Source organism: Erwinia sp. JUb26, assembly GCF_003751505.1.
In the GTDB taxonomy this organism is placed as follows: domain Bacteria; phylum Pseudomonadota; class Gammaproteobacteria; order Enterobacterales; family Enterobacteriaceae; genus Erwinia.
In genome coordinates this window covers 200,440-222,984 of sequence record NZ_RJVB01000008.1, presented here as the reverse complement: position 1 = coordinate 222,984, position 22,545 = coordinate 200,440, and the positions used below count along the sequence as shown (strand labels likewise).

Below are 22,545 nucleotides of genomic sequence, written 5' to 3'. Positions count from 1 at the left end.
TATGCCACCGATTCACGCCATCGACAGATTAAACGAGCTGCTGTGCCTGATTGAATTGAGGAAAACCGCGCGTCATCTCGCCAATGGAAATTATGCGAGAGCTATCGTGGAGTGGGCCGAGGAAGCCGTTATTGCCGGCAATAATTCTGAACCGCTGCTGATCCTCGCTTCATTAGGGCTGGATGCCACGCCGAATGAGGATGAAATCCGCGACTACCTCGGCCGGTTTATGGCGGAAGCAGGCCTGGTCTATCCGGGGCCTAACGTTAGCGCGCTGGTATGGTTACGGACGGAACTCACGCAGCTGCTAAAACACAAAACCGTTGAGCACACGGAAGCACACCTGGCCTTTTTCTCAATAAACTCGATGGATTACGGCCCGCCATTTTTCACCAAAATCTGCCGCCATCTGAACTGGCTGTATTACTACCTTTTTGACGATTACGGTGGCGGTTATCCCTCAACGGTTTCTACGCTGATAGAGGCAGAGCTACTGACTATCGTACAAAAGGAAGTCACCCCCTATGCGCTGGTACTATCGAAAGATCAGTGGCTCAGCTGGCTTGCCGACGAGCCGCTGCCAAATCGGTAACGGTAGCAAAAGTCACAAAGCAGGCTGGCTGATGCCCCGAGCGGGCCATCCGCAGCGCTGAACGCAGAGAGAAAGCCAGGATTCATCCGCATGGACGCGGATGAAAAGTTCAGTCGGGCCACGGAGGGCCCGTCTGAACTGGTCCGACAGGCTGACGAACGGAGTGAGGGTACCGCGAAGCGGCGCGAGGACCGGCCCAACCGGGGCATCAGCCAGCCAGCGCAGACACCGTTATTCCAGAGGGCAAAACTACATTTTCAAACCAAGAAAGGTAAACGGCTTCGCCTCTTTATAGCTGTCGTTAGCCATGCCTGAATAGATATTGGTCTGATTTGGCCCCAGATCGAGCTTCATCACCCTGCCGGTTTTTTCCGAGAAATCGATCTTTTTCAGATCGGTCCAGAACACGTTCGGCGTCAGCGCCGATTCGAAGAAGTAAAGCCCGCGCTTCTGATCGGAAACGGTCCGCCAGCGCGTGGAGGAGATATTCGGCTGGCCGGGGGTTGAGATACCGTAAGGCACGGACACATTGCGGATCACGCTAAAGGTACTGGCGATAGCTTCAACCGCGTTTTCAGATTTAGGAATCGCATTGACGTAGAAACTGGCGCGGGCAAAGCGGTCCGGCGCGCTGTTGGTGCCCGGCAGCATCACCGTGCCCCCAATCTGCTTCCAGTACTCTTCCATTGCCAGCTGCTTCTCAAAAATCGGTGAGTTGGTCATCACCTGATAGCTGCGGCTGTGGTGAATCACCTGCTTACCATCGATATATTCGATAATCGCGCTGTCGCCGGTCGCGTCAGACAGCGAGAGATGCAGCGTGGCCAGCCGATTTTCTCCCGGCACTTTATCGGTGACGATGCTGAACGGTTCTTTGCTCAGCACATCAACCGCTTCCTGAACGGTGGCGAAATTATCCAGAGCGTACTGCGCCCAGGCGGCGATCGTCAGGCCAGGTTTTTTACTGTCGTATTTCGGGTAGGAAGACTCCACCAGCCACAGCACATTCGCTACCAGTCCCGCTTCGTTCATACCGTCGGTGGTGGAGATATCGTAGCCGGAGGCGATCACGCTGCCGTACTTTGAGCTCCACTTAACGGAGTTTGGACCGGCTTCGCCGGTGCGCTGCATACCGCGCGGGAAAATCCACAGATTGGTGCCGACATCCACCTTCCAGTCCATCGAACGCGCGGTAATCACCTGATCGTTAGCGCCAAGATAGACAAGCCGCGTGCATGCTTCCACCGTCGGCATCAGCATGCCCATCGTCAGAAGCGCGGCGCTACACTTCGCAAAAAATGAGTTCTTTTTCAAAATCATCGCTCTGTTTCCCTGTGTATTTTCTGTGTGAAGTTCCCAAAAACGGTATGTTAATGTAACAGTAACTGGCATTATTTTACCCAATACCGTTAATAAATTTTATAAAAGGGACGATGCTTTGAAACGATTTGCCGTCTTAGCTATTCTGCCTCTCTGCGGATTACAGGCTGCCTCTGCAGCACCTGATGCCCTCGCCACTACCGATAAGGCACTCATCAAAGCCACCGAAAAACCGGACTGGGCCTTTCAGGTCACGCCGTTTCTGTGGGCGGCAAGCATGAGCGGCAGCATCTCGCCGTTTCAGCGCGGCTCGACGGTGGACGTTGATAAGCCTTTTTCCGACGTGATGGACGATCTGAATTTCGGGGGATTTCTGGATATCTGGGCGCGCTACAATCGTTTCGTATTCTCCGGTAATCTGATGTATGTCGATACCACCGACAGCCATGCCAGCGGCCCGCTCTCCGCGTTCCAGATCCCGGGATTCGGCGTGACTATCCCACCCGGATCTAACGTTGACGCAAAAGTGGATTCTCGCCAGTTTATGGCCACCCTGCTGGGCGGCTATCGCGTGATGGATACACCGGACTTTACTCTCGATCTGCTCGGCGGCATGCGCGTATGGCACGTGTCGAATGATATTACCGTGTCGGCCAGCCATGCGTTGATTGGCAGCCGAACCGGCTCGTACGGTGAAAGTTTCAGCTGGATCGATCCGCTGGTCGGTGCACGCCTGTTCCTGCCGCTGACGGATGAATTTTCATTCCAGACTGAGGCCGATGTGGGCGGATTTGGTGTGGGGGCCGACGTCACCTGGTCGGTGCTCGCCAGCATCAACTACACCTTTACGGATAATATCTCGGCATCGGTGGGCTATAAGGCGATGAAGGTGGATTACGACCATAACGGCCACGTCTATGACACCCTGCTGCGCGGCCCGGCTATTGGGGTGACGTGGCGTTTCTAGTTAACGGTGCTCAAATCAGCACCGTTCAGTCAGCGGGCTGGCTTTCTTTTACCTGATTTAAACAGCGGCTACAGCGCCTGATGCTCTGTAGCTGCGTTATTTTAAGTGCCGCACCTTCCATCTCGCCAAAAGACTACACCCTTCACGTTTAAAAAGATGTACCCCATTAACTTCGGTTGTGGAGGAATAGAAAACACATGCTCTTGCGAGCACACCTCAATCGAACTAGAATCATGCGTAACTCAAAAGGCGCTCTCATGACAAAAAAAACATCAAATACACAGATAACGAAAGCACAGATCTACCGTGCCGTTGCCAGTTCTACGGCGATTGAAACCGGTGCTTCCGTAGAAAAAATTGAGCAGCAGCTAAAACGTTCTCAAAAACGAGCAAAAGCTGTCGGCCTTGCTCGCTAATCCGGGAATATATCACTCACCAGCCTTTTCATAGGCGCATAGTTGCCCGATATCCCCGCCTGAATCGCCCTGAAGTAAAACATTTTATTACGATCCCACAAACTATAATCCAGCATACAAGCCCCTGCCTGTACGGCCTGCATATCAAAAAGCAAACGAGCCAGACGTCCGTTCCCTTCCCTAAATGGATGGATAAGTATAAATTCTACATGGCATTCAGCCAGATACTTAATAAGCTCCACTCGGGATAACGTTTTTAACTCACCGTAACGATGGAGAAATTGTCTTTCAAACTCAGTAATCAGCAGCGGTATCCTGTCGGCAGCAGCAAAATGGAAGCCATCTTTAGTCAAATTTGCCTGGCGGAATTTACCTGCCCACTGATACACATTCCCCAACCACTGATAGTGCCAGTAACAAATATGCTCGAAAGTCAGCTTGCCTAGTGGTTTTAGACCGATAAACAGTTTCTCGTACAACATCAACAACAGACCGGACTCAAGCACATCCATCTCATGTGCATCGACGATACCCAAGTTATTGGCAAGTACCGTATCGTTCGAACCAGGTTGATATCTTTCTTCCGCTGAATTGAGATCGTATTTTGACACATCCATGTCTCCTGACGCGCTGGCTCACAATAATGTGATCAGCAGTTACTGATGATAATTAATCCCACTTTCTCAACACTCAATCACTATTGAGTAGTCCTCGCCAGATAATCATCACGTTTCAAACGATTTACATGATGGAACGAGATAAGCGGCCGGGAACGTGGCGCTTATCATGCTGGCTTTCCATCCATGCTCCCCCATTAAGTTAAAAAAAATGCCCAACCTGTTCAGGCCGGGCATTTCCGCAGTCGTGCAGCATTTTGCTGCCAGAGGCATCAGAAGTCGTAAGACATCGACACTTTCAGCTGGCGCGGCGTGCCCTGGTAAATATAGGTGCCGCCGCTTTCCACGCCGGACCAGTAGCGTTTATTGGTGACGTTATCCACGCCCACGCGCCAGACCAGATCGTTGTCCTGCACCTTCATGCGGTAACGCGCGCCGAGATCCAGCGTGGTGTACGCATCCAGCTTTTTGGTGTTGGCCGCATTGGCGTACTGCGAGCCGGAGTGGGTCAGGCGTGCCGTGGCGGTCAGGCCATCGATCGGCTTGATGTCATACTCCGCGCCCAGCACGCTGTAAAACTCGGCCACGCCCACCGCGTTCTTACCGTCGTTGGTGCCGTTCTGGGTTTTGGTCATCTTCGGATCCAGCCAGGTCGCGCTGCCGTTCAGGCGCAGGCCAAACACCGGCTCGCCGAAGACGTTCAGCTCCACGCCGCGGTTGCGCTGCTCACCGTCCAGCGAGAAGTATTTAGTTTCAGGGTTGGTCAGCCCTTTTGGCTTTTTGATTTCGAACAGCGCCAGCGAGCCGCCGACCCGGCCGGAATCAAACTTCACGCCCACTTCATTCTGCTTCGCCAGCGAGATCCCGGAAACGGTACCCGGGTTCGCCGTCGCCGTTGAAGGTGCCGTCTCACCCGGAGACAGCGACTCGATGTGGTTAGCATAGAGGGAAACCGACTCCCACGGTTTGAACACGATGCCGTAGGCTGGCGTCCAGCGATTTTTGGTGAAACGCTCTTTGTCTTTTTCCGCCGCCGTGCCGTAGCTGTAGTTGCGTACCACCACCTTCTGATGACGGGCTCCCAGGGTCAGCAGCAGTTTGTCGTCAAACATTCCCAGCGTATCAGACAGCAGGAAGCCCTGGCTGCGTACGCGGCTGGTTGGCCGTGGAGAATCGAGATCGCCACCGAATGAGGTCATCTCCGGCGGGTTAACGGCGGAAGGCTCGTAGATATTGGTCGGGACGGCGTCGGCCGCTTTCGCCATGCCGTAGGCGGTCTTCTCGCGGCGGGTCATCGCCGAATAGCCGAGGTTAACGCTGTGGTTCACCACGCCGGTGGCGAACTGGCCGCGAATACCGGCCTGGCCGCTGAAGGCATCGACAAATTTATTGGTATCCATACGGCTAATCACCGCATTGCCGTTCGCATCGCTGATTTTCGGCGTGCCGTAGGCACCGTACTCGTGGGAATGCTGCCCGCCGAGCGCGCCGTACAGCGTCCAGTTCTGGGCGACGTCATACTCCGCGCGCGCCATGCCGAACTCGCTTTCCAGATTGCTGTACACCCAGTCCTGGCTGTAGTTGCTGGTCGCTTTTGGCACTTCAGGAATAAAATCAACGCCGCTGACGTTCACGCCCAGTCGACCGCCGTGGAAGGCCTGCTTCTGATAGCCCATATCGAGGGAGGTGCGCAGACGATCGCCGCGATAGTCCAGCCCGATGGAGGCCAGCGTGGTGCGGCGTTTTTCATTATCCACTGCGGTATCGCCTTCGCGATCCAGCAGGTTCACGCGCGCGCCCCACTGATTATTGTCACCGAAGCGGCGACCGGCATCGAGGCTGGCACCCAGCTGGTTTTTGCCGGTGTAGTCCACGCCCACGCGGGTCAGAGGTACATCGTCCGCGTGTTTCGGTTCGAGGTTGATCATCCCGCCCACGCCGCTCGATGCGCTGCCGTTCATCAGCGCATTGGCGCCCTTAAACACCTCCACGCGCTCCACCATCTGGGTGGAGACCACCTGGCGCGGCATCACGCCGGACAGGCCGCCGAAGGTCATGTCATCGCCGTTGAGATCGAAGCCGCGAATGCGGTAGGTCTCCGCGAAGTTACCGTAGCCCTGCACGTTCTGGATCGACGCATCGTTGGCGACCACATCTTTGATGGTTTTGGCCTGCTGATCCTGAATCAGTTTTGAGGTGTAGCTGACGACGTTAAACGGCACATTACGCGCGTCCTGTTCGCCCAGCATGCCCATCCGCCCACCGTTCGCCACCTGGCCGTCAAGGTAGGCCGGAACCAGCTTATCGCCGCCGGGGGTGAACTGAGGATCAGCGGTAGCGGTGACCGTCAGGGTCTGCTCGTTGCTGTTCGCGGAAGTTGCGTTACTACTGGTTTCGGTGGCCGCTATGGCCGGCAGCGTTGCAGCGCCGACGGCCAACGCCAGCAGTTTCAGGCGAAATTGGCCAGAGGGGGATTGGGAAGCGAACATCTCTCATCCTGTCGGTATATGAAATGATAATACTTATTATTGAGCTTGCGATTATCCGACTCATTCTTGTCAGATCAAGCTAAAAATTCGCGGCGCGAAGCAGGATTGCCCTCTCCGGTTAAGGAGAGGGGATGCAACAGGCAGGATTTATCGCTGGCGTAACAACCAGATAAAGCAGGGCGCACCGATAAAGGTTGCTAGCAAACCCGCCGGAATTTGATAGGGAAAAATCACCACCCTGCCAAGAAGATCCGCCAGCAGCATCATCCCGCTGCCGATGGTAACCGCCGCGGCCAGCTGCGGTAGCGGCCGGTGCCAGCCCAGCAAGCGCGCCAGATGCGGAGCCATTAAGCCAACAAAGCTCAGCGGGCCAATCATCAGCGTGGCGGCGGCGATCAGTCCGGCCGACAGCAGCAGGATCAGCAACCGGGACTTCAGCATCGGCACGCCCACGCTGGTTGCCGTGACGCCGCCCAGCGGCAGAACCGTCAGCCAGCGGCGCAGCAGCGGGATCAGCGCCAGCAGCAGCACGGCCAGCAGCGATACGCCCAGCGCCTGCTCGCCGGTGACCCGATAGGTCGAGCCCGCCAGCCAGCTCAGCACCACGCCGCTGCGCGGATCGCCGCTGGCGAGGAACAGGGTCAGCAGCGTGCCGTAAACGGTGCTCAGCGCGATGCCCACCAGCAGCAGTCGGGTGGCGGAGAATCCTTCCCGGCGGGAAAGCAGCACCATCACCCCCAGCGTCAGCATCGCCCCCGCCGTGCCGGCCGGCAGCAGCCAGCTATCCACATCACCGGGTACAAGGAACATCAGCAGCACGATGGCACAGGCCGCACCGGAACTGACCCCCAGCACTTCCGGGCTGGCCATCGGGTTGCCGGTCATCCGCTGTATCAGCATGCCGGACGCCGCCAGCATCGCCCCTGCCGCCGCAGCGGCCAGCACGCGCGGCCAGCGCCACTGGAGTAATGAGAGATCGGAGATCAGCCACTGCCCGCCGTCACCGCTAAACAACGCAGCGGCGATCAGCAGCAGCAGTCCGCCCGCCACCAGCAGCGGGAGATAGCGTGAGGATCCTCGCTCACGTGCGGTGGCCGGGGCAACGGACTGCGCCACCTTGGTATGGCGCAGGCGCGGCAGCATCCACAGCATCAGCGGCGCACCGATCAGCGCGGTCACCGCGCCCGTTGGCAGTTCACGCCAGTAGTGGGCCAGCAGCATCACGGCCTGGTCGCTGATTAACAGCAGACCCGCTCCCAGCGCCGCGGAGCAGAACAGCCGGGGGCCGAGCCGCCGCACGCCCAGCAGACGCGTCAGCACCGGTGCGAACAGGCCGATAAAGCCAATCACCCCCACGCTGGCGACGGTCAGCGCACTCAGCGCCACGGCCAGCAGCAGCCCACTGATGCGCACCAGCGCCAGCCGCATCCCCAGATTGCGCACCACGCTGTCGTCCAGCCCCAGCAGCGTCAGCGGGCGGATCATCAGCACAATTAACACCACGGCCGCCAGCATCCGCGGCCAGAGAAACTGTACCGCGCTCCAGTCGTACTGGTTCAGCATGCCGCTGCTCCAGATAAACAGGTTTTGCAGCCGTTCGTGGTTGAACAGCGCCAGCAGGCTTTTGACCGCCCCGCTGTAGAGGCCAAACACCAGTCCGGCAAGGATCAGCGTAACCGGGGAGAGCTGCCGCCCCCAGGCGATGGCCAGCACCACCGCTCCGGCGGTTAGCCCTCCGGCCAGCGCTGCGAGCTGCTGGCCCGTCTCTCCCCAGCCGGGGGCAAACAGGATCGCCAGCGTCAGGCCAAGCTGGGCACCGGCGGCCACACCGAGCGTGGACGGTTCGGCCAGCGGGTTACGCAGGATCTGCTGAAACAGGATCCCCGCCACGCCCAGCCCGGCACCCACCAGCAGCGCCAGCACCGTGCGGGGCAGCAGGCTGAAGTGAAACAGCATCTGGCTGACGTCGCTTTCATCGGGTGCAACGATGGCGTGCAGCCACAGCCGGAAGTCCAGCTGATGCAGGAAGTTGCCCGCCAGCAGCGCCAGCATCAGCACCGGTAAAACCAGCCATAGCGTGCGGCTCATACCCTTGCCTCCAGCGCCTGCTCCAGCAGCTGACAGAAACGCAGCGCGGAATAGTTGGCGCCAAAGAACCACACCGCAGGCAGCAGATGCAGCTTCTCTTCGCGCACAAACGGAATGCTGCGCCACAGCCGGGCGTGGGCGATCTCCCGCATCGGGTCGTCATCGCCGTGCAGGAAGCAGAGCGCCCTCACGCCCTCCATCTTCGCCAGGCGTTCAATTCCGACGATGGTGCTGCCCCACTGGTTGGTTTCCCCCTGCCAGGCGCTGTGCAGCCCCAGCCGGTTGAGAATATCGCCGAACAGGCTGCCTTTGCCGAATACCATCACCCGGCGGCTGTCGAGGAAGCTGAACATCAGCAGCTTTTCCTGCCGATAGCTCTGAAGCCGTTCTGCGCTGGCATTCATCTGCCGATCCATCGCGGCCAGATAGCGATCGGCCTCGGCGTCTCTGCCCAGCAGGTTGCCCAGCGTGCGAATATCGGCGACGGTGCTGGCCAGCGGCCCGCGATCTGCGGTGCTGAACTGGCTGGTCCACTGTGGGGAAAGCGTGCTGATGCGTTTGGCGTTCGGGCCAAAGCCGCGCGATAACAGCATCAGCGACGGCTTAAGGCGCTGAAGCAGTTCCAGATTGGGCTCGTTGCGCAGGCCAACGTCAATGACATCCGGCCCGAGTTCAGGCTCCACCACCCAGCGGCGGTAGTTCGGCAGATCGGCGACCGCCAGCGGCATAATCCCCAGCGCCAGCAGCAGCTCCACCGGCCGCCATTCCAGCGCGATAACGCGGTGGGGATCGGCAGGCGCGGCCAGGAGTCCCGGCGTGGCAAAAAGCGGCGAACACGCCAACAGCATCAGCAGGCGACGGCGGGTGTGCTGTTCAGAGGTTAAGGTCATCACATTCAGGCATTAGTTTACGAATGAGTCGCATTATGCCTGAGCCGCCGTTCAGCGCCAAAAAAGTACGTCCGGCGGCGGGCGATCCTGACCCGGCATGAGTCGTGCTGAACGGCATTCGGGCCGCAGAGGTGAAACAGGAAAACACGGGCTGCCCGCGCACAGCAGCCGACGTAAATTGCCCCCTTCCGGCTACCTGCGCTAACCCAGATGGGCATGTTCCGATTACCCGCCACTGCACATCAACAGCACATAAAAATGCCCGCCCTGCACTTTTAATGTGCAGCGGTGCCTCCGGCTGTACTACCTACGCTTGCGGAATTTAATTTTTCGCCTCTACGCCATGATGAAAAATTCCCGTTTAAAAATAGTGTCTTATTACTTTATTCATCACCATCTCGCCCCTCATCTCCCCCGAATGGCACGCTTCATGCTTATGTCATTACATTCAAGTTACTTGAATACACTTCACACCACTTTCACCGGGGCGGTCATCATGAAACTTAAAACAACACGTTCTCTCTGCTGGGCCATGCTGTGTTCGGGGCTCTTTTCTGCGGCGGCGCACAGCGCCGATCTGCTGGATCGTATTAAAGCCGACAAGGCGATTACCATCGCCACCGAGGCGCGCTACGCCCCGTTTGAGTCGGTCGAGAATGGCAAGATCGTCGGCTACGACGTGGATCTGATGAACCACATCCTGCAGAAAAGCCTGCCGGGCGTGGCGGTTAAACAGCTGGATCTGCCTTTCCAGGGCATTCTCCCCGGCCTTGATGCCAAGAAATTCGACTTCGTGATCACCGCCGTTACCGTCAACAAGCAGCGGATGGATCACTTCGCTTTCACCGTGCCGATTGCCGAATCCACCGTTGCGCTGCTTAAGCGTGACAACGACGGATCGATTGCCTCGCTGGACGATCTCAGCGGCAAAGTCGTCGGATCGCAGGCCGGATCGGGCCAGCTACAGGTGCTGCAGGAGTTCAATGAAAAGCTGAAGGCCAGCGGCAAACCGGGGATCAAAGAGATCAAACAGTACGTGTCGTTTGATGAAGCCTATGCCGATCTGGCGAACAAGCGTCTGGACGGTGTTGCCCAGTCGCTGGCGAACCTCGGCCCGCTGATCAAAGCCCGTCCGGGGATCTTTACCACGCTGAAACCGATGCTGGGCCCGACCACCTACTTCGGCTGGGTGGGCCGCAAAGATTCCGACAGCGCCAGCATGGTGAAACTGTTCAGCGACGGCATCAGTGAAGCCAACCGCGACGGCACTATGAAGGCACTGCAGCAGAAGTGGTTTGGTTTCGTGATGGATATTCCGGCGGACAAAATGCCGGCACCGGCGCTGTAAGAGGAGTGATGATGGGCGAATTTCTTCCGTTGCTGACCTCATGGCTGCCGATGCTGTTTAACGGCGCGGTGACCACGGCCTCGCTGTGTATCGTGGCGATCGTGGCCGGTTTTGCCGTCGGCGTAATGATTTATCTGATGGAAAACGGCCGTTCACCTGTCGGCAGAACTTTCGCCCGTCTCTATATCAGTCTGTTTCGCGGCACGCCGGTGCTGGCGCAGGTTTTACTCTGCTTCTACCTGCCCGGCGAGCTGGGGCTGTCGCTGCCGGGCTATATGGCGGCGGTGCTGGCGCTGACGTTCAATACCGCCGCTTACCAGTCGCAGATTTTGCGCAGCGGCTTTGATGCCATCCCGCCGGGGCAGCTGGAAGCCGCGGCGATCTGCGGACTTAGCCCGCGCCAGACGCTGTGGCATATCCAGATCCCGCAGGTGCTGCGGCTGACTCTGCCGTCGCTGATATCCGAGCTGATCGACGTGATTAAGGCGTCGGCGGTGGTGTCGGTGATTGCGATTACCGACCTGATGCGGGTGGGGCAGCAGCTGGCCTCCGCTACCTATCGTCCGTTAGAAGTGTATATCGCTATCGCCCTCTCCTACCTGGTGCTGACCAGCCTGCTGGCGCTGCTGGGGAGCTATGTTGAACGGCGCTGGAACAGGGAGAACCGATGAACGATTTCATCCTTTATCTGCCGGACTTCGCCCGTGCGCTGGGCGTGACGCTGGCGATAAGCCTGAGTGCCGCACTGCTCGGGGCCTGCGCCGGGTTTATCCTGCAGGCCGTGGGCAGCCTCAGCCGCTGGCTGTTCTGGCCGTGGCGCGCGTACGTCTGGCTGATCCGCGGTACGCCGTATCTGGCGCAGCTGGCGGTGTTCTACTTTGGCCTGCCCGCCGTGGGCATCACGCTGAGCGCCGTGGAGGCCACGGTGATTTCACTGGCGATCTACAGCTCGGCCTACTTCGGTGAGATCTTCCGCACCGCCTGGCAGAGCATTGGCCATGGCCAGCTTGAGGCCGCGCAGGTTCACGACATTTCCGCCTGGCAGAGCTTCTGGCATATCCAGGCCCCGCAGGCGCTGCGGTTCAGCCTGCCGCTGCTGGGCAATCAGTTCATTCTGACCATTAAAGAGAGCGCGGTGGCCTCGATTATTACCGTACCGGAGCTGACCATGACCACCGGGCAGATCGTCGCCAACACCTATACCTACATCGTGCCTTACACCCTGCTGATCCTCAGCTACTGGCTGCTGGCGCAGGGTGTCAGCGTGGGCGTGCGGCTGATCGGCCGCCAGGCAACAGAGGGATAAGATGATGAGTAACGGACCGATTTTAGAATTACGCCACGTCGGCAAGTCGTTCGGCAGCAACCGGGTACTGGCGGGCATCAACCTGACGGTCAACGCCGGGGAGATCGTCACGCTGATTGGCCCTTCCGGCTCGGGCAAGACCACCGCGCTGCGCTGCATGAACTTCCTGGAAGCCTACGATGAAGGCGAGATCCTGATTAAAGGCCAGCTGCTGGGCTACAGCGGCACCGGCCGGGAGCTGAAACATCGCGACGGCGCCGGGCTGATTGCCGAAGTGCGCCGCCCGCTGGCGATGGTGTTTCAGCAGTTCAATCTGTGGCCGCACCTGACGGTGCTGGAGAACGTCTGTGCGCCGCTGGTGCTGGGCAAGAAGATGTCGCGCGATGAGGCCCGCAAAAAGGCAACGGTGGCGCTGGCGCAGGTCGGCATGCTGGAGAAAGCGCAGGCGCGCCCGGCACGCCTTTCCGGCGGCCAGCAGCAGCGGGTGGGCATTGCCCGCGCGCTGGCGCTGGAGCCGGAGCTGCTGCTGCTCGATGAACCGACCTCGGCGCTGGATCCGGAGCGCGTGGAGGAGGTGCTGGATGTGATTAAGGTGCTGGCGAACAACGGCATGACGATGGTGATGGTGACGCACGAGATGTCGTTCGCCGCCAAAATTTCCTCCCGCGTGGTGTTTATGGCCGACGGCTCGGTGATTGAAAGCGGCGCGCCTGCCACGCTGTTCCGCCAGCCGCAGACCGAACGCCTGAAATCGTTCCTGGCGCCGTGGTTTAAGCGCCCGCTGCAGCTGGATGATGCGGAGGCCACCCATGCCTGATGCCATCGCACTGCGCGCCGCTGATGCCATCAGCCAGCAGCGGCTGATGGACCGCCTGGCGCAGCTGGCCCGCTTCGGCGCGCTGGAGAACGGCGGCGTCGATCGCCAGGCGCTGTCGGACGCTGAGCTGGATGCCAGAGCCTGGCTGATTGACTGGGCCTGCACCCTCGGCTGCGAGGTATTTACCGATGCCTGCGCCAACCTGTTTATCCGCCGCGCGGGCCGTGAAGACCTGCCGCCGGTGGTCACCGGCAGTCATATTGATACTCAACCCGGCGGCGGCAACCTCGACGGCTGTTACGGCGTGATGGCCGGGATGGAGTGCCTGAGCGCGCTGGCGGCAGCCGGGATTGAGACACTGCGCCCGATTGAGGTCGCGGTGTGGATGAATGAAGAAGGCAGCCGCTTTGCGCCGGGCGCGATGGGATCCAGCGCCTTCGTCCAGCCGGAACGGCTGACGGATTACCTCAGCCATCAGGATGCGCAGGGCATCACGCTGGCCGACGCACTGACCCGCTGCCATCAGCGCTTCCCCGCCCTGCCGCGCCGCAGCGCCGTGCCGATGGCGGCGTTTATCGAGCTGCATATCGAGCAGGGACCGGTGCTGGAGCAGGCCGGGCTGCCGCTGGCCGTGGTGCAGGGCATTCAGGGCGTGCGCTGGTATCAGGTGACCTGCCTCGGGCAGGCGGCCCACGCCGGCACCACGCCGATGGCCGACCGCCAGGACGCGATGACCCTCGCCCGCCGCATCGTCAGCCAGCTGGAGCAGCGCGCAGAAACGCTGCCGAAAGACGAGCTGCGCCTGACGTTCGCCCGCTGGGAAGTAGAGCCTAACGCGATCAATACCATCGCCGGGCGGGTGACCTTTACCCTCGATTTCCGCCATGCCGATCCACGGGTACTGGCCGAGTTTGACCGCTGGATGCAGCAGATCGCCGCCGATAACGTGCGGGTTGAATGCGTCTTCAACAATCCGCCAGTGGCGTTTCATTCACAGCTGCTGGCGCAGCAGTTCGCCTGTAGCGACGCGCTAAATATTAAAACGGCCACGCTGACCTCCGGGGCATTTCACGATGCGATGCACCTGGCCAGCCACTGCCCGACCAGCATGTTTTTCGTTCCCAGCCATAAAGGCATCAGCCATAACCCGGCTGAATACACCGATCCTCAGTATCTGTACCTTGGCGCAAAAGCACTCGCCTGCTGCCTGACAGAACTGGCCAATCAACCGACAGGAGTTACTCCATGAGCACCCATACCTATCCTTCCTGCTGCGACAAAGATAACGGCAGCGCGCTGGGCACCAACGCCACCATTGGCGAACCGATTTCCGCCGACGGCACGCCGGCGATCGGCGAGCTGTACACCGTTCCTGCCCGCTGTGGCCGCGCGGTACGTCTGAGCAAGGGGCAGGTTATCCGCATCATCAACACCCCGGGCAGCCAGGTGTGCGATACCTGGCTGTTTAACAGCGCGGATTTAAGCGAGTTCTCCTCGATGGAGCACACCCGCGCCTTTATCAATAAAATCATCCCGCAGCCGGGCGACGTGCTGGTGACTAACCAGCGCCGCGCCATCGGCACCCTGCTGACCGATACCTCGCCGGGCGTGCACGACACGATGATCGCCGCCTGCGATCTGTATCGTTACAGCAATATGGGCATCACCGAGTATCATGACAGCTGCGCGGATAACATGCGCCTGGCGCTGAACGCCATCGGACTGCGCGCGCGCGAAGTGCCGCAGCCGTTGAACCTGTGGATGAACACGCCGGTTAACCCGGACTACACCATCTCGTGGCTGCCAACGGTCAGCAAATCCGGCGATTACGTAGAGATCCGCGCCGAAATGGACTGCATCGTGGTGATGTCGGCCTGCCCGCAGGATATCGTGCCGATCAACGGCCTGAACCCGCAGGAAGTCCATTTCAGCGTGACCGAATAACCGGCCTGTTTGGCCAGTGCAACAGTGCCCGGCCGCAGGCTGCCGGGCGTTTACGGATTGAAGGGTTGCAGACAGACACTTATGAAAAAAAACGGCGATAGCGGTGGCTTTGTTTTACCTGATTTGGGCATGCGCCTGCGCCATGCGCGTTTAGCGCAGGAGATCACGCTTAAGCAGCTGGCGCTGAAGGTCGGCTGTTCGGAGAGTTTGCTCTCCAAGCTGGAAAATGACGTGGCCTCGCCTTCGCTGGCGATGCTGCACCGGCTGGCCAGCGCGCTGGAAACCAATATTTCTGACCTGATGGCCGAAAGCTGGGTGGCGGACTCCCCGGTGTTAAAGCCCGCTCAGCGCCAGCGTAAACGCTTTGTGGCCCGCAACAAAAAGGGCGGGATTGAGCTGGAGAACCTGACTCATCACCACAAAGGTAGCCTGCTGCAGGGCAATATCCATATTATCGAACCGGGCGTGGCCAGCGACGGGCAGATTGAGCACCACGGTGAAGAGATGGGCTACGTGCTGGAAGGCGAGATTGAGCTGGCTTTAGGCGAGCAGACGTACACCCTCACCGCCGGAGATTCGTTTTATTTCCCCAGCAACGTGCCGCATGGCTACCGCAACAGCGGAAAATCGGTGGCGAAAGTGCTATGGGTGAATACGCCGGTGACGTTCTGATTGTTGCCGGAACAGAATGTTAGGCGACTCACTGAGTCGCTAAACATTGTCAGTGTGGCACAGAATCCGGCAAACATGCCCCTATGAGAAGATATCGTGGGATTTAATCAAGGATCCACCGATTCACAGCTGATTACGATTTTACCTGCCCCGTCAACCAGAACTTTTTATAGCGGGCGGGCGGAATGCCCACCAGGTTATGAAAAATTCGATGGAAGTTATTTACATTGTCGTAGCCAACGGCATTCGCCACCTCCGTCACGCCTAAGCTGGTACTGAGCAACAGCGTCTGCGCCTCGCCTATTCTGCGCCGGGTTTGATACTGCTTGGGGGAATAGCCTGAATAGGCTTTGAAAACGTGCGCTAAATAAAACTGGTTCATATTCAGCGCGGCGGTAATCGATTTAAGCGCAATATCACTTTTATAGCGGCTATCAATGTAGTCTTTTATTCTCTGCCCCAGCAGGGATTCCGAGGTGTCTTTTTCCTGTTTATTTGCCACCCAGATACTGCGACACAGCAGTAACAGTGCGCTGAGCAACGCCTGGCTGATTTCCTCACCGTAAACGCTTCTGCTGCTGACGTGCTGCCACATCTGGCCGAACATGCCGCAAATCTCGGCGTAAGCCTCTCCGCTGGGCATCACGGCAACCTGCGAACGGGCGGTAAGGAAATTGAGCGGCAGCCCGTCAAATTTCAACTGTTCAACCCCGCAGCTGAAAATCAGCAGATCGTCAGACGCATGGGGGTTTTCATCATGCAGGATGCCGTGGTTAAACAGCAGCACGTCGCCGCGCTTCACGTGATAGCCCCGGCCATCAATGTTGTAGATGCCGCTGCCCTCGGCGATAAACATCAGCTCAAAACGGTCATCGTGCTGGTGCATCACGCGTGGAATAGCGGCCTCCATACCTTCAGCCTTGCAGACAAAGACCAGTTTTGGCCGTGCGCCGTGCTCAAAGGATCGGGAAGAGGGCTGTGGGTTAAGGCAGTAAATCTGCATGATGTCTCCGGTGAGTGTGCCGCTATTCTTACATCAACGATGGCGGCAGTAGTCATCATTTTTGCTTTTTGTGATTATTTAACTTATTGATTTTAAAAGATTTGAAAATATCTGCCAGCGACAGAAATGGTTAAATTTGCTATCACTGCTTTTGCGAAAATGGAAACATGATCGGCGTCACATTTTAAATCTGTTCATAAATCACCCCGGACTGAGTCAGTTTAATACAGACACACAAGTTGAGAAAAAAATAGCTGACAGACTGCCGTTCAAAATCCCCTCACTTTATCCCGCGGGAGGGTGGGAAAATTAAAAATCATCAAAATGGTATATGCCTCGAAGCTTATTTCTAACCTTGATATTTTATTGTGCTGAACCTGAGCATTTTTTTTGCACCGGCCTCCGCTACCGCAGGCTGATACGTCAGACAATGGCCGATCCGCAACCTTCTTACACGCGCATCATCCACGGTAAAACATTACTTTCAACACATCTTGATTCTTGCTTTGTCAATCAATGCACTGGTTAATGTGATTAACATCACTTAATAAACGCATTGTCATGCGTAATTTATGATCTTCGGCACATTCCGAAATCATATCTCTTCGCCGTCATGGTTTTTTATTTTCACTTTGATGTAACGTAGCCTCAACGACAGCACTTTCACTACGTAACATCCTGGTGAAAAATGAAGGATAGTTTTCCTGCACATTCAGACTCGGTGGCTCAATATATAGCACCGGCCTGGGATATCTATAACTAATCATAACCTGATCGATAATATCGGCTTACCCCTGTTTTACCTTATAACCAGATGGAACAGTTATGTCTAATATTACAAACCTGCAAAGTAATAAACGGATGCGGATGATTACTATCGTCTCGACGATAGGCGGTCTGTGTTTCGGCTATGACACCGGCGTTATTTCCGGCGCCTTAATCTTTATGAAATATGATTTAAATCTGACGCCCGCTCAGGAAGGATTTATTACCTCATTCCTGCTCTTTGGCGCGGCATTAGGTTCCTTATTTGGTGGGTATTTCTCCGATAAGCAGGGACGCCGTAAAAATCTGCTGTGGGTCGCCGCGATCTTCATGTTTGGTGCATTAGGTACGGCGTTTGCCTGGGATGTGCCCTCAATGATCGTGGCACGCTTTATTCTGGGGCTGGCAGTCGGCTGTGCCTCGGTGACGGTGCCGATTTACATTTCCGAGCTGGCGCGGGCCGACCAGCGCGAGCGTCTGGTAACGGTCAACGAACTGATGATTGTGACCGGGCAGTTCCTTGCCTACAGCGTTAACGCCACCATCGTTAACCTTTATCCGGACATGGGCCACAACTGGCGCATCATGCTGGCCATCCCGGCACTCCCGGGCGCGCTGCTGTGGATCGGTATGCTGATGATGCCGGAGTCGCCGCGCTTCTTTATGCGCCGTGGCGAAACCGAGAAAGCGATTGCCGTATTAAAAACCATTCGCGAGCCGGAAGAAGTTGAGCGTGAAATCAGGGAGATCCAGCAGGTTATTAAGGCCGACGCGGTGAAGTTTAATCTTTTCGAGGAGCTGAAAAAGCGCTGGGTCGTTCAGCTGCTGCTCATCGGCCTGATGATCGTCCTCGCCACCCGCGTCACCGGCATTAACACCATTATGTATTATGCCCCAACGGTGCTGAAGTCGACCGGGCTTGGCGATGCGGCGGCGGTCACCGGCGCGGTCGCCAACGGGGTTGTATCGGTGCTGGCCACGCTGCTCGGCATGGTGCTCATTGGCAAACACTCGCGGCGCAAAATGTTCTTTACCGGGCAGGCGGGCGTCACCATCAGCCTGATATTAATCGGCCTGTCGTTTAACGTTTTCTTCCACACCGAAACCCTCAACGGCGTTGACACGCTGCACGCGAATTTCGACGGCGCCAGCTACATCATTCTCGGCTTAATGCTGGTGTTTTTAGTCTTTATGCAGGGGTGGATTGCCCCGGTGTTCTGGCTGATGCTGGCGGAAATCTATCCGCTGCGGATGCGCGGCGTGGGAATGGGCTTTGCGGTATTCGGCCTGTGGATCTTCGACTTTATTATCCAGCTTATTTTCCCGGTACTGCTCAGCCAGTACGGCGGCGGCATGACCTTCGGCTTCTTCGCTGCGACCAATATCGTCATGCTGGTGCTGCTGGTGAAATATCTGCCGGAAACGCGCGGGCTGACGCTGGAACAAATCGAGAAAAAGTTTCGTTTTTAACTTAAAGATGTAAGGGAAATAAAATGACGGTAAAAATCGGTTTAATTGGCCTCGGTATGATTGGCCGCGACCACCTTCAACGTTTTAACAATGTCATTACCGGCGCGCAGGTGACTGCGGTCTGTGATATTAACCGCGCAGCGGCCGATGCCGTTGCCGCCGAATATCACGCCACGGCGTTTTATGATGCCGACGAGCTAATTAACTCAGACCAGGTTGATGCAGTATTTATCTGCTCTATTGGCCCGGTGCATAAAGCGCAGATCCTCTCTGCGTTTAAAGCCGGCAAGCCGGTATTTTGCGAGAAGCCGCTAACGCCAACCGCCGATGAATCGCAGGAAATTATCGCCGCCGAAGTCGCGGCCGGTAAGCGCCTGCTGCAGCTGGGCTTTATGCGCCGCTTCGATCCGGGCTATCAGGCCCTGAAGCAAACCATTGCCAGCGGTGAGCTGGGTGAAATCATGCTGATCCACTGCGCGCACCGCAACCCGTCGGTCCCGGAAAGTTATACGCTGGAAATGGCGGTCAACGATTCGGCCACTCACGAAATCGACATCATTCGCTACCTGCTGAACGAAAATATCGTCTCGGTGCGCGTGGATAAACCGCGTAAGAAAACCAGCCGGGCGTATCCGCATCTGCAGGACCCGCTGATTGTGATTTTCGAAACGGAATCCGGCGTGCGCATTGATGACGAGCTGTTCGTTAACTGCAACTACGGCTACGACATCCGCTGTGAAGTGATCGGTGAGAACGCCATCAGCGGCCTGACCGAGCAGGCGCTGACCTACACTCGCTCACCCAACGGCGTCAGCCACCATATTTCACAGTCCTGCATGGAGCGCTTCGCCACCGCTTACGATCGTGAAGTGCAAAACTTTGTCGATAACATTTCCCGCGGCAGCGCCATGACCGGCCCGTCGTCCTGGGATGGCTACGTTGTTGCGCTGGTTTGCGATGCCGGTCTGGCATCGCTGAAAGATGGCCAGAAACACGACGTCACTATTCCAGAGTGCCCTGCCCTTTATTTGGCATAACACCGTCAGTGTCAGGAGAACGCCATGTTGAAATTGTCTGAAGAGGTTATTTATCTGGATTGCCAGGCCGCGAATAAAACCGAGGCAATTAAAATCGCAGCGGATGAGCTGGAAAAGGCAGGTTACGTGAAGCCCGGTTTTTTTGAGGCGATGCTGAAGCGGGAAAAAGACGTCTCGACCTGGATCGGCGCGGGCATCTCCTTTCCACACTGTGCCAAAGAACATATCGATCTGGTTAAAAAAACCGGCTTCCTTATTTTCCAGTTTCCAGACGGCGTGAGCTGGGGAGCGGGACAGGTGGTCTTTATTATGGTCGCCGTGGCGGCCACGAAAAATGAACACGTTCAGGTTCTGGCGGATATTGCCGATATGCTGGGAGATGATGCCAATACGTTAATTCTCGCCTGCGCTAAGACCAAACGTGAATTTATTCAGCAGTTTGAACAGCATTAATTCTATTGATTAAGGATGTAGCATGAAACTCGCATTATGTACCGACGTTCTGGCCGATCTTTCCTTCCCGGATATGCTGGATAAAGTGAAAGGCTACGGCATTTCCGGCGTGGAAATGACCGCCGGCGGCTGGTCCCCGTGCCCGCATGTGAAAACCGAAGAGCTGCTCGGCTCGCCGGAAAAACTGCGCCAGTTCCAGGCCGAGCTGGCCATGCGCGATATCGAAATCGTGGCGCTGAACTGCTCCGGCAACCCGCTGGCACCCGGTGAGCTGGGCGAGAAGCACACTCAAAGCAGCTACCGCGCCATTGAGCTGGCGGGCAAGCTGGGCGTGAAAAAGATCGTGATGATGAGCGGCCTGCCTGGCGGCGGGCCGGAAGATCGCGTGCCGAACTGGATCACCTCCACCATCTCCTGGCCTGACTATATGCCTGGCGTGATCGACTATCAGTGGAACGAAGTAGCCATTCCATGGTGGAAAAAATTCGTCCAGCACGCGAAGCAGCACGGGATCGAGAAGATCGCCATTGAAGAGTTCCCGTGCCAGCTGGTGTACAACCCGTCCACGCTGCTGCGCCTGCGTAACGAAGTGGATGAGATGATCGGGATGAACCTCGATCCTTCGCATCTGATTGCCATGGGCGCGGATCCGATCGCCGCGGCGCGTAAGCTGGAAGGCGCGATCTTCCACGTTCACGGTAAGGACGCCCGCATCGAGCGCGGCCTGGCGGACGTTGACGGCCTGATGGAGTATCAGCCGGTGACTAACACCAAAACCCGCACCTGGAACTATGTGGCGGTGGGCTGCGGCAAGGATCTGCTGTGGTGGAAAGAGTTCTTCTCGGTGCTGCGCATGACCGGTTACGACGGCTACGTGTCGCTGGAGATGGAAGATCTGACCATGAGCGTGGAAGCGGGATTACAAACGTCGATTGATGCGCTGAACGCGACGCTGAGCCGCTAAATCGGCTTCGAAGCATAATTATTTGCGTAACGGCATCACTTTAGCAATGCCGTTACGCTTAACCTGCCGGAAATTCAGCGCGATCTGCACGCCTTTTCACGCGACCTGCCAGCCTTCACACCGATCCCCTGTCATCCGCTATCAGCCCTGATCCTTCAGGCTTCAGGCTTCAGGCTTCAGGCTTCAGGCATTATCAGATACCTGATACACCAACGGGATAATCTGCTTCACGGTCAGCGGTGCCAGAACAACGCTGTCGAACTCTGCCGCAGACACCCATCGGACCTCTTCGATCTCCGCCGCAGGCTGTAGCTCACCGCTTACATTCCGGATGCGAAAAATATCGGCCACCAGCAGATGATCCGGCTCATTGGCGGCCACGTCGGTAAACTGCCCCAGCGGGGTCAGATCGCCCGGCGTAATCACCAGATCAAGCTCTTCCCGGAGTTCGCGGATCAGCGCAGATTGCGGCGACTCTCCGGCATCCAGCTTCCCACCCGGCTGCATAAAGTAGGAGGTATTACGTTTGCGCACCAGCAGCAGGCGCCCGGCATCATCGACGATCACCGCAGCGGCGATATGGATCTGCTTCTTATCAACCATGCTGGCTCCCGTCTGGCGAAGCCCACTTGGTTGCCGGCGGCGTGTAGTCGTTAAAATAGTCGATGATCTCCGCCAGGCTGTCGGAAAACAGCAGCATATCGATGTAGCTCTGCCTGATAAATCCTTCGGCGGCCATGCGCTCGATCATCGCCTTCAGCGGCTGGTAGAAGCCGTTTACATCCAGAAATGCGCAGGGTTTCTGGTGCATACCGAGCTGCGCCCACGTCCACTGTTCGAAGATCTCTTCCATCGTGCCCGCCCCGCCCGGTAACGCGATAAACCCGGAGGACAGCTCCGCCATGCGGTGCTTGCGCTGGTGCATATTCTCCACCACCACCAGTTCGGTTAGGCCGGTATGGCCGATCTCCCGTTCAAACAGCGCATGGGGGATCACGCCGGTCACGCGCCCGCCGTGCAGCAGAGCGGAATCCGCCACCGCGCCCATCAGCCCCACCCGTCCACCGCCGTAAACCACGGCGATATCTTTCTGCGCCAGCAGCTGGCCCGTGGCGCGCGCTGCATTCATATATTCAGGGGAACATCCTTCAGCTGAACCGCAAAAAATGCCGATTGAATTCATTTTTTTACCTTCGGAATCGTTCTGATCAATTAAGACGGCTGTCATTCGCTCACAGGATACGCCGGAGCGGCGATCGCTGCCAGAGATGGTCACGGCACGTGGCTTTTCCCAGCATCCTGCGGACATTATCCAGGCTACACGACGTGTGTTACCGCCATTCGTGAAGGGTGGGCAGAGGCTGCCAATCGCGTTTTATCACCGGTT

General features: G+C 57.4%; 22 protein-coding genes. 14 read left to right on the top strand and 8 right to left on the bottom strand.

Annotated elements, in window-relative coordinates; translation table 11 throughout:
* Position 1 precedes the first annotated feature (1 nt).
* Positions 2 to 592, top strand: coding sequence for a hypothetical protein (locus tag EC836_RS19960; RefSeq protein WP_123336330.1), 591 nt, complete (start codon positions 2 to 4; stop codon positions 590 to 592).
* A gap of 249 nt (positions 593 to 841) precedes the next feature.
* Here EC836_RS19960 and EC836_RS19955 read toward each other — a convergent pair whose 3' ends face one another.
* The gene (locus EC836_RS19955) at positions 842 to 1,858 is read right to left on the bottom strand and encodes a linear amide C-N hydrolase (RefSeq protein WP_233599378.1); all 1,017 of its coding nucleotides are present in this window, start codon (positions 1,856 to 1,858) and stop codon (positions 842 to 844) included.
* A 172-nt stretch (positions 1,859 to 2,030) separates the two neighbouring features.
* On the opposite strand from EC836_RS19955, the gene EC836_RS19950 reads away from it, so the two are divergent.
* Positions 2,031 to 2,879, top strand: coding sequence for a hypothetical protein (locus tag EC836_RS19950; RefSeq protein ID WP_199735249.1), 849 nt, complete (start codon positions 2,031 to 2,033; stop codon positions 2,877 to 2,879).
* A 257-nt stretch (positions 2,880 to 3,136) separates the two neighbouring features.
* Positions 3,137 to 3,295 carry a hypothetical protein gene (locus tag EC836_RS19945; RefSeq protein WP_123336326.1) on the top strand — a complete coding sequence of 53 codons (159 nt, stop codon included), beginning with the start codon at positions 3,137 to 3,139 and terminating at the stop codon, positions 3,293 to 3,295.
* Here EC836_RS19945 and EC836_RS19940 read toward each other — a convergent pair.
* The 4 genes from EC836_RS19940 to fhuD all read right to left on the bottom strand — a co-directional run bounded on the left by EC836_RS19940 (position 3,292) and on the right by fhuD (position 9,379).
* The gene (locus EC836_RS19940) at positions 3,292 to 3,906 is read right to left on the bottom strand and encodes a Fic family protein (RefSeq protein WP_123336504.1); all 615 of its coding nucleotides are present in this window, start codon (positions 3,904 to 3,906) and stop codon (positions 3,292 to 3,294) included. The genes EC836_RS19945 and EC836_RS19940 overlap by 4 nt on opposite strands.
* Positions 3,907 to 4,184: 278 nt before the next feature.
* Positions 4,185 to 6,401, bottom strand: coding sequence for a TonB-dependent siderophore receptor (locus tag EC836_RS19935; protein ID WP_123336324.1), 2,217 nt, complete (start codon positions 6,399 to 6,401; stop codon positions 4,185 to 4,187).
* Positions 6,402 to 6,548: 147 nt separating this feature from the next.
* Positions 6,549 to 8,489, bottom strand: coding sequence for a Fe(3+)-hydroxamate ABC transporter permease FhuB (fhuB, locus tag EC836_RS19930; RefSeq protein ID WP_123336322.1), 1,941 nt, complete (start codon positions 8,487 to 8,489; stop codon positions 6,549 to 6,551).
* Positions 8,486 to 9,379, bottom strand: coding sequence for a Fe(3+)-hydroxamate ABC transporter substrate-binding protein FhuD (gene fhuD / locus EC836_RS19925; protein WP_123336320.1), 894 nt, complete (start codon positions 9,377 to 9,379; stop codon positions 8,486 to 8,488). The genes fhuB and fhuD overlap by 4 nt, the downstream gene beginning before the upstream one ends.
* 532 nt (positions 9,380 to 9,911) lie before the next feature.
* Between fhuD and EC836_RS19920 the strand changes: the two genes are divergently transcribed.
* The 7 genes from EC836_RS19920 to EC836_RS19890 all read left to right on the top strand — a co-directional run bounded on the left by EC836_RS19920 (position 9,912) and on the right by EC836_RS19890 (position 15,466).
* On the top strand, positions 9,912 to 10,727 hold the full coding sequence (locus EC836_RS19920; protein WP_199735253.1) for a transporter substrate-binding domain-containing protein: 816 nt from the start codon (positions 9,912 to 9,914) through the stop codon (positions 10,725 to 10,727).
* Between the two features lie 8 nt (positions 10,728 to 10,735).
* Entirely contained in the window at positions 10,736 to 11,398 is a 663-nt protein-coding gene (locus EC836_RS19915; RefSeq protein WP_199735248.1) for an amino acid ABC transporter permease, read from the top strand.
* A complete protein-coding gene (locus EC836_RS19910) occupies positions 11,395 to 12,033 on the top strand; it encodes an amino acid ABC transporter permease (protein ID WP_123336314.1) in 639 nt (212 codons plus the stop codon). Before EC836_RS19915 ends, EC836_RS19910 begins: the two co-directional genes overlap by 4 nt.
* A gap of 1 nt (position 12,034) precedes the next feature.
* Positions 12,035 to 12,850 (top strand): amino acid ABC transporter ATP-binding protein, encoded by an 816-nt coding sequence (locus tag EC836_RS19905; RefSeq protein ID WP_123336312.1) that lies wholly within the window; start codon positions 12,035 to 12,037, stop codon positions 12,848 to 12,850.
* Complete coding sequence (locus EC836_RS19900; RefSeq protein ID WP_233599371.1) at positions 12,843 to 14,099, top strand: M20 family metallo-hydrolase; 1,257 nt, start codon at positions 12,843 to 12,845, stop codon at positions 14,097 to 14,099. Before EC836_RS19905 ends, EC836_RS19900 begins: the two co-directional genes overlap by 8 nt.
* Positions 14,096 to 14,794: a DUF1989 domain-containing protein gene (locus EC836_RS19895; RefSeq protein ID WP_199735247.1), complete on the top strand. Its 699-nt coding sequence runs from the start codon at positions 14,096 to 14,098 to the stop codon at positions 14,792 to 14,794. Before EC836_RS19900 ends, EC836_RS19895 begins: the two co-directional genes overlap by 4 nt.
* 81 nt (positions 14,795 to 14,875) lie before the next feature.
* Positions 14,876 to 15,466: a cupin domain-containing protein gene (locus tag EC836_RS19890; RefSeq protein ID WP_123336310.1), complete on the top strand. Its 591-nt coding sequence runs from the start codon at positions 14,876 to 14,878 to the stop codon at positions 15,464 to 15,466.
* A 133-nt stretch (positions 15,467 to 15,599) separates the two neighbouring features.
* Here the strand turns inward: EC836_RS19890 and EC836_RS19885 are convergent, their stop codons facing one another.
* Complete coding sequence (locus EC836_RS19885) at positions 15,600 to 16,469, bottom strand: AraC family transcriptional regulator (RefSeq protein WP_123336308.1); 870 nt, start codon at positions 16,467 to 16,469, stop codon at positions 15,600 to 15,602.
* An 825-nt stretch (positions 16,470 to 17,294) separates the two neighbouring features.
* On the opposite strand from EC836_RS19885, the gene EC836_RS19880 reads away from it, so the two are divergent.
* Genes EC836_RS19880 through EC836_RS19865 form a run of 4 tightly spaced genes read left to right on the top strand, consistent with a single transcriptional unit; the run spans position 17,295 to position 21,158 of the window.
* Positions 17,295 to 18,704, top strand: a complete 1,410-nt coding sequence (locus EC836_RS19880) for a sugar porter family MFS transporter (protein WP_123336306.1) — start codon at positions 17,295 to 17,297, stop codon at positions 18,702 to 18,704.
* A 23-nt stretch (positions 18,705 to 18,727) separates the two neighbouring features.
* A complete protein-coding gene (locus EC836_RS19875; protein ID WP_123336304.1) occupies positions 18,728 to 19,741 on the top strand; it encodes a Gfo/Idh/MocA family protein in 1,014 nt (337 codons plus the stop codon).
* Positions 19,742 to 19,765: 24 nt separating this feature from the next.
* Positions 19,766 to 20,194: a PTS sugar transporter subunit IIA gene (locus tag EC836_RS19870; RefSeq protein WP_123336302.1), complete on the top strand. Its 429-nt coding sequence runs from the start codon at positions 19,766 to 19,768 to the stop codon at positions 20,192 to 20,194.
* Positions 20,195 to 20,216: 22 nt separating this feature from the next.
* Positions 20,217 to 21,158, top strand: coding sequence for a sugar phosphate isomerase/epimerase (locus EC836_RS19865; protein WP_123336300.1), 942 nt, complete (start codon positions 20,217 to 20,219; stop codon positions 21,156 to 21,158).
* A gap of 183 nt (positions 21,159 to 21,341) precedes the next feature.
* On the opposite strand, the gene EC836_RS19860 is transcribed toward EC836_RS19865, so the two are convergent.
* A complete protein-coding gene (locus EC836_RS19860; RefSeq protein WP_123336298.1) occupies positions 21,342 to 21,761 on the bottom strand; it encodes an NUDIX domain-containing protein in 420 nt (139 codons plus the stop codon).
* Positions 21,754 to 22,341, bottom strand: coding sequence for a TIGR00730 family Rossman fold protein (locus EC836_RS19855; RefSeq protein ID WP_123336497.1), 588 nt, complete (start codon positions 22,339 to 22,341; stop codon positions 21,754 to 21,756). Before EC836_RS19855 ends, EC836_RS19860 begins: the two co-directional genes overlap by 8 nt.
* Positions 22,342 to 22,545 lie beyond the last annotated feature (204 nt).